The sequence below is a fragment of the Pseudomonas sp. 2822-17 genome (assembly GCF_002742485.1).
GTDB classification, from domain to species: domain Bacteria; phylum Pseudomonadota; class Gammaproteobacteria; order Pseudomonadales; family Pseudomonadaceae; genus Aquipseudomonas; species Aquipseudomonas cyclaminis.
The window spans coordinates 1-469 of the sequence record NZ_LJRZ01000413.1; the positions used below are offsets into that span (position 1 = coordinate 1).

A 469-nucleotide genomic window follows, 5' to 3' on the forward strand; every position below is an offset into this window, starting at 1 on the left:
TGCTACTACTAGCATAGGAGGGATCGGCGTTGAGTAAAAAGTTACTTATTACGATGGGCCTTTTCATCGCCCTAAGCACGATTGCTGTGATTGGAACAATGACCATAACAACTGCGAATGAAACATTACCTGAGAGCCCATCTAACATGGAGGAAGGCAATTCTTCCATTAAAAATGAATATATTGAAAGCAGAGAAGAAGGTGAAACAGAGCTTGTAGCCACTGCTTCAGTAGAAGATATTAAAGTGAAGTACAAACAAAAGCTAGAAAACCTAGAAGCGGAGGCTATTGAAGAAATCGAGCAACTAGTAGATCTTGCTATGTCAGATATCCAGAACTTTGTGGACAATGGTGAGCGCCCTTCTTTAGTTCAGTTATACAGCACATATTATCGAGGTGGGACTGAACTTCTTGATGACATCGACAATCGCTTTGAAACAAAATATAACAAGTTAACTGATGAATTGGC

The 469-nt window shown here is 39.9% G+C and carries 1 protein-coding gene; it reads left to right on the forward strand.

The features are described from left to right. Positions 1 to 29: 29 nt before the first annotated feature. Positions 30 to 469, forward strand: a 440-nt coding sequence (locus tag AOA60_RS13885) for a hypothetical protein (protein ID WP_143522437.1), incomplete at its 3' end; no start/stop codon positions are given.